This window comes from Gemmatimonadaceae bacterium (assembly GCA_020852815.1).
Taxonomy (GTDB): domain Bacteria; phylum Gemmatimonadota; class Gemmatimonadetes; order Gemmatimonadales; family Gemmatimonadaceae; genus SCN-70-22.
Map to the genome: position 1 here is coordinate 1 of JADZAN010000007.1, position 6703 is coordinate 6703.

3 protein-coding genes are annotated in these 6703 nt (G+C 67.4%); 1 reads left to right on the forward strand and 2 read right to left on the reverse strand.

Annotation, left to right across the window (positions count from 1 at the left end; all coding sequences use genetic code 11):
* Nucleotides 1–13 precede the first annotated feature (13 nt).
* Together IT359_04150 and IT359_04155 are read right to left on the reverse strand one after the other, a co-directional pair.
* Nucleotides 14–3220 carry a glycosyl hydrolase gene (locus IT359_04150; GenBank protein MCC6928167.1) on the reverse strand — a complete coding sequence of 1069 codons (3207 nt, stop codon included), beginning with the start codon at nt 3218–3220 and terminating at the stop codon, nt 14–16.
* Nucleotides 3221–3363: 143 nt separating this feature from the next.
* On the reverse strand, nt 3364–3531 hold the full coding sequence (locus IT359_04155) for a hypothetical protein (protein ID MCC6928168.1): 168 nt from the start codon (nt 3529–3531) through the stop codon (nt 3364–3366).
* A gap of 283 nt (nt 3532–3814) precedes the next feature.
* Here IT359_04155 and IT359_04160 point away from each other — a divergent pair, with 283 nt between their 5' ends.
* Nucleotides 3815–6550 (forward strand): pyruvate, phosphate dikinase, encoded by a 2736-nt coding sequence (locus IT359_04160; GenBank protein ID MCC6928169.1) that lies wholly within the window; start codon nt 3815–3817, stop codon nt 6548–6550.
* Nucleotides 6551–6703: the final 153 nt, after the last annotated feature.

Genomic DNA, 6703 nt, shown 5'->3' on the forward strand with positions numbered 1-6703 from the left:
ACGCCAGGGGACGCTACATGATCGTCCCCGGTTTCTTCTTCCCGATGACCCCGTCGACCTTGCTGGCCTGCAGCAGCTTGTTGAACGCCGCGATGTCGACCGTCTCGATCTGGTCCACCTCGCTCCGCAGCGCCCCCCACAGCCGCTCCAATTCGGCCAGCCGTTCTTTGACCCCCTGCGTGAGGACAGGGTTCCCTTCCAGCTGGCCCAGGAGGAAGCCGTACTGCCCGTTGATCCCGTTGGCGTAGTTGATGATGTCCTGCCCGTTCGCGGCCTTGGTGGTCAGCTTGGGATCGGCGGCCTCGAGCTTCCTGGTGATCGTCCCGCCCATCGCGGCGATCGCCTTGGCGCTGTCGGCATCCTTGGTGCGCGTCACGAAGCCTTGCACCTGGGTCTTGAGGTCTCGCACGCGCAACACGGCGTCGTGGATCTCGCCAATACGCGTCACCAGCAGGTTGGCGATCGAGTCGCGCTCCGCCAGCTGCGGCATCGGCGTGACGCGCCGCGGGTCCTGCTGCACCTCGAACGTCTGCGATTGCGTGGTGCTGCCAACGGTTAGGCGCACCGTGTACGTCCCCGGCAGCACCTGTGCGCCGGCCCCCGGCGCCCCGAAGAGGAGGACGCCCGGCAGTTGCGTCGGCGCCGGGCGGCGGAGATCCCAGGCAAACATGTTGTAGCCGGCCTTGGGTGCGAGGCGCGCCGGTCCCTGCCCTTCCTTGTTGGAGTAGGCACGCATCACCGTCCCCTTGGCATCGAGGAACTCGAGGCGCACCGCGGTCGCGCTGTCGGGCGCAGCGGCGAGTCGATAGTACACCACCGCCCCGCCTGGGGGGTTGCGCCCTACCATTGAATTGCCGCCGCCACCAAAGCCACCGCCGCCCCCCGTCAGGCGCGCCAGGCGCGGCTTGTAGAGATGTACCGGCGCCGTGGCGAGCGAGTCGGCGTACTGGCGAATCACCGACAGGTCGTCGAGGATCCAGAAGGCGCGCCCCTCGGTGGAGGCGATCAGGTCACCGTGGCGCACTTCGAGATCCGTCACCGGGACAACCGGCAGGTTGCCGGAGAAGAGCTGCCACTTGGCGCCGCCATCGAAGGAGATGTAGACCGCCGTCTCGGTCCCGGCATAGAGCAACCCCTTCCGCTCCGGGTCCTCGCGCACGACGCGCACCGGCTCACCGGCGCGCAGCCCGTTCACCAGCAGCGTCCACGTCTTGCCGTAGTCGCTGGAGCGGTAGATGAGCGCCGACGGGTCGCCCATGCGGTCGCGGCGATAGGCCACGTACACCGTGGCGGCGTCATGCGGCGAGACCTCGAGTTCGTTCACCATGCCGTCGCCTGCAGCTGGCGGCGTCACGTTGGTCCACGTCGTCCCGCCGTCCCTCGTCAGCTGCACCAGTCCGTCGTCCGTCCCCACGTAGAGCGTCCGCGCATCGTGCGGCGATTCCTCGATCACGAAGATCGCGCCGTAGACCTCGCCCCCGGCCCCCTCGTTCGTGATGGGGCCGCCCCCCCACCCCTGGCGCGTCTTGTCGTTCTTCGTCAGGTCGCCCGACACCGGCGCCCACGACTGCCCGCGATCGCGCGAGCGGAAGAGGACGTTGCCGCCGTGGTAGATGACGTTCTCGTCGTGCTGCGAGACGAGGATCGGCGCCGTCCAGTTGAAGCGGTACTTCGTCTTGTCGGTCGGCTCGGTGAGGTTCATCTCCGGGTACGCCATGATGTCGCGCGACAGCCCGGTCTCCTGGTCCAGTTCGTCGATCAACCCCTGGTAGCAGCCGCCATACACGTACCGCGAGCGCTTTCCGCTCACGCCGATGTTGGCGCTCTCGCACCCCGGGCCGTTGCGCCACTCGCGCTCCGTGATCATGAAACCGTCGGCGCGCGACTGGATGATCACCGACGAGTTGTCCTGCTGCCCCGAGTACAGCTTGTACGGATAGTCGTCGTCGACCGTGACGTGATAGAACTGCGCTGTCGGCTGGTTGTCCTGCGTGCTCCAGCTCTTTGCGCCGTCGAGCGACACCGACGCACCGCCATCGTTGGCGTTGATCAGGTAGTTCGAGTTCTGCGGATTGATCCAGAGCCCGTGGTTGTCACCGTGCATCGCGTTCACCACGGCGAACGTCTTCCCGCCGTCGATCGACTTGAGCACCGGCGCATTCATGATCCACACGACGTCCGCGTTCTGCGGGTCGGCGATCACGTCCATGTAGTACCACGAGCGCGTCTGGATCAGGCGATCCTCGCTCAACAGACGCCACGTCTTCCCGGCGTCGTCGCTGCGATAGAGCCCCCCCTTCTCCGCTTCGACAATCGCGTACACCCGCTCGGAGTTGGCCGGCGACACCGCGACGTCGAGATTCCCCATCAGCTTGGGGAGCCCCTCGGTGAGGCGCGTCCACGTGTCACCGCCATCGGTCGTCTTCCAGATCCCGCTCCCGGCGCCACCGGAGCGCACCATCCACGGCGTGCGCTGGTGATCCCACATCGCCACGTAGATGATGCGCGGGTTGTTGGGGTCCATCGACATCCCTGCCGCGCCGCTCGTAGCGTTCTCCCCCTTCAGGACGAGCGTCCAGTTCTTCCCGCCGTCGGTCGACCGATAGACGCCGCGATCCGCCGTCCCCTTCCAGCGATCGCCCTGCGCCGCGACGTAGACCACGTCGGGATTGTTGGGATGCACCGCGACGCGCGAGATCTGCCGAGTTGCGGCGAGGCCGACGTTGACCCACGTCTTCCCCTGGTCGGTGCTGCGGTAGACGCCGTCGCCATACGTCGACGACTGCCCGCGCACGGCGTGCTCGCCCGAGCCGACGTAGATCACATTCGGATCGCTCGGCGCCACTGCGATTGCGCCAATCGAACTCGTCGTGAAGAAGCCATCGGAGATGTTGCGCCAGGTGAGGCCGGCGTTGTCGGTGCGCCAGAGTCCACCGCCCGTGTAGCCGACGAAGTAGGTCAGCGGCATCGACGGAATACCAGCGACGGCGTTGGCGCGACCGCCGCGTTGCGGCCCCACGTTGCGCCACGAGATCGCCTTGAAAACCGAGGTGTCGAAGCGCGCGGGCGCGGCGGCGGCGGCCGACGCGGCCGGCGTTGCCGGTGTGGTCGCCTTGCTTCGCCCTCCCGCGCTTTGGGCCTGGAGTGCGAAGGAGGGCACGGCAATGCTGGCACATGTGGTCGTGAGCGCCAGCGCGCGGAACAGGCGTGCAGTGGACATCGGGTGCAGGCGTGACAGGGTGGAGTGGAGCGAGGCGCTACGCCCTCGCGCGTGCCTTTGCGCAACGGCGGGGTCAGCACTACGGCACATGATAACGCCGCCAACTGCTGGCGGGCGCACGCATGCGCACGTTCACGGTTTGTTCAGGATTGATGCGCGGCACGAGCGACGTAGCGCGTGCGGCTGGCGCCTAACGACTCCATCGTGATGACACCGGTGACGTCGAGGCCACCGGCGCCGGCGGGGGAGCCGTGAGGCGGCTTGCGGGGCGAGAGCCCGAACCGAGTGTATCTGTCCAGGTGAGGCGCCACGCCGGCTCGACGTCGGCGCGACGTCGATGCGCGTGATGGCGGCGGTGGCGAAAGGGTCGTAAGCAACCGTCGCACAAGGCATTGAGCTTCGGCCAGAAACGCATGATTGCGTCGAAGGGCCGCCCTGTCACACGCCGGCTCGAAAAAGACGGGACAAACACACCACAATCGGTCGGGGCCGCGCTGACACCCTGACGAGTGCGCGCGCCGCTCCTTCCTATGGGTGCGTCTCCTTCGCACCCTCGACAGGAATCGTTTCCACCGGTCGTCCCAAGGTGCCGTCATGACCACCGCCGCCGCTCCCAGCAAGTACGTCTACGTCTTCGGCCACGCCCGCACCGAGGGTGCCGCCACCATGAAGAACCTCCTCGGCGGGAAGGGGGCCAACCTCGCCGAGATGTGCCGGCTCGGCATCCCCGTTCCGTCGGGCTTCACCATCAGTACCGAGGCCTGCACCGTGTTCACCGAGCAGGGGAAGGGAGCGGCGCTCGCGCTGATCGAGGGTGAAGTGAAGGCCGGCGTCGCCTTCGTGGAGCAGGAGATGGGGCGCACCTTCGGCAACGCCGCCGACCCGTTGCTCCTGTCGGTGCGCTCGGGCGCCCGCGCGTCGATGCCAGGGATGATGGACACCATCCTCAACCTCGGCCTCAACGACGCCGCGGTCGAGGGGCTCGCCGTCAAGTCCGGCAATCCGCGCTTTGCCTGGGACTCGTATCGCCGCTTCGTGCAGATGTACGGCGACGTGGTGATGGGACTCAAGCCCGTCTCGAAGGAGGACCACGACCCCTTCGAGGTCATCATCGACATGATGAAGGAGAAGAAGGGGGTCACGCTCGACACCGACCTCGACGCCGACGACCTCAAGGAGCTGGTGGCGCGCTTCAAGGCGCTGATCCGCGCGCGCATCGGGCGCGACTTCCCCGCCGACCCGTGGGAACAGCTTTGGGGGGCGGTCGTCGCTGTTTTCGAGAGTTGGAACAACGAGCGCGCGCGCGTCTACCGCGAGCTCAACGACATTCCCGCCTCGTGGGGGACGGCGGTGAACGTGCAGGCGATGGTCTTCGGCAACCTCGGGAATACCAGTGCGACCGGCGTCGCCTTCACGCGCGATGCCGGGACGGGCGAGGACCTGTTCAATGGCGAGTTCCTCGTCAATGCACAGGGTGAGGACGTGGTTGCCGGCATTCGTACGCCGCAGCAGATCTCGCTCATTGGCTCGCGCCGCTGGGCCGAGCTGGCGCGCGTGAGCGAGGAGGAACGCAAGGTGAACTACCCCTCGCTCGAGGAGCTGATGCCGGCGTTGTACCGGGAGCTGATCACCTGCGAACACGACCTGGAGAACCACTTCCGCGACATGCAGGACCTGGAGTTCACCATCCAGGAGGGGAAGCTGTGGATGCTCCAGACGCGCAACGGCAAGCGCACCGGTGCGGCCATGGTGCGCATCGCGATGGAGATGCTGCAGCAGGGGATGATCGACGAGCCGACGGCGCTGACTCGTATCGTCCCCGAGCGCTTGAACGACCTCCTGCATCCCATCTTTGACGACAAGGCGCGCCGCGCGGCCAAGGCCATCGCCCGCGGGCTCCCCGCCTCGCCGGGTGCCGCCAGCGGGCAGGTCGTCTTCTTTGCCGACGAGGCGGAGGAGTGGGCCGGGCAGGGGAAGGACGTGATCCTCGTCAGGCAGGAGACGAGCCCCGAGGACCTGCGCGGGATGAACGTCGCCAGGGGGATCCTCACCGCGCGCGGCGGGATGACGTCGCACGCCGCCGTGGTGGCGCGCGGGATGGGCAAGTGCTGCGTCTCCGGCGCCGGCGCCGTGCACGTGGACTACAAGGCGCGCACGATGACCATCGACGGGACGAGCTACGCCGAGGGCGAGTGGATCTCGCTCGACGGTTCCACGGGTGAGGTGTTTGCCGGCGCCATCGCGACCAAGGACGCCGAGCTGTCGGGCGACTTCGGCAAGTTGATGCAGCTGACGGACAAGTACCGGCGCCTCGAGGTGCGCACCAACGCCGACACGCCGGACGAGGCCGCGCAGGCGCGCACCTTCGGCGCCACGGGGATCGGGCTGTGCCGCACCGAGCACATGTTCTTCGAGGGCGACCGCATCGTCGCCGTGCGCGAGATGATCCTTGCCGACGACGAGGCCGGCAGGCGCAAGGCGCTGGCCAAGCTCCTCCCCATGCAGCGCGGCGACTTCGAGGGGCTGTTCCGCGAGATGAGCGGCTTCCCCGTCACCATTCGCCTCCTCGACCCGCCGCTGCACGAGTTCGTCCCGCACGACGACGTCGGCCAGAAGGTCATGGCCGCCGACATGAAGGTCTCACTTGGCAAGATCAAGATGCGCGTCGAGGCGCTGCACGAGTTCAACCCGATGCTCGGCCACCGCGGCTGCCGCCTGGGGATCACCTATCCCGAGATCACCGAGATGCAGGCGCGCGCCATCTTCGAGGCCGCGCTCGACGCGCGATCCAAGGGGTTCGATCCGAGGGTCGAGATCATGGTCCCGCTGGTGGGGACGGTGCGCGAGTTCAACGCGCAGGCGTCGGTGATCCGCGCCGTGGCGGCGCAGGTCTTTGCTGAGCGCGGCGAGACGCTGCACTACATGGTGGGGACCATGATCGAGACCCCGCGCGCCGCGCTCGTTGCCGACTCGATCGGGAAGCAAGCCGAGTTCTTCTCGTTCGGGACGAACGACCTGACGCAGATGACCATGGGCTTCTCGCGCGACGACGCGGGGAAGTTCCTCCCCATCTACCTGGAGCGGGGGATGTACGAGCACGACCCGTTCCGCTCGATCGACCAGAAGGGGGTGGGGATGCTGGTGGAACTGGCGGTGCAGAAGGGGAAGGGGGTGCGTCCCGACCTGGAGGTGGGGGTGTGCGGCGAACACGGGGGAGACCCGGCGTCGGTGGCGTTCTTCCACCGGGCGGGGTTGGACTACGTGAGCTGCTCGCCGTTCCGGGTGCCGATTGCGCGGCTAGCGGCGGCGCAGGCGGCGATCGGGGGGTAGGGGAATCGGGGTGAGGGGAATTGTCGAATTGGGGTCAGTCAGAATGAAGCGACCGGCTCGCGGTCGTGGTAACGTGGGTTACGCCGCCGGACGAGCCGACGGACCAGAGCCACAACACGACGGAGCCGGTCGCCTATGTCACGTACAGTGCGC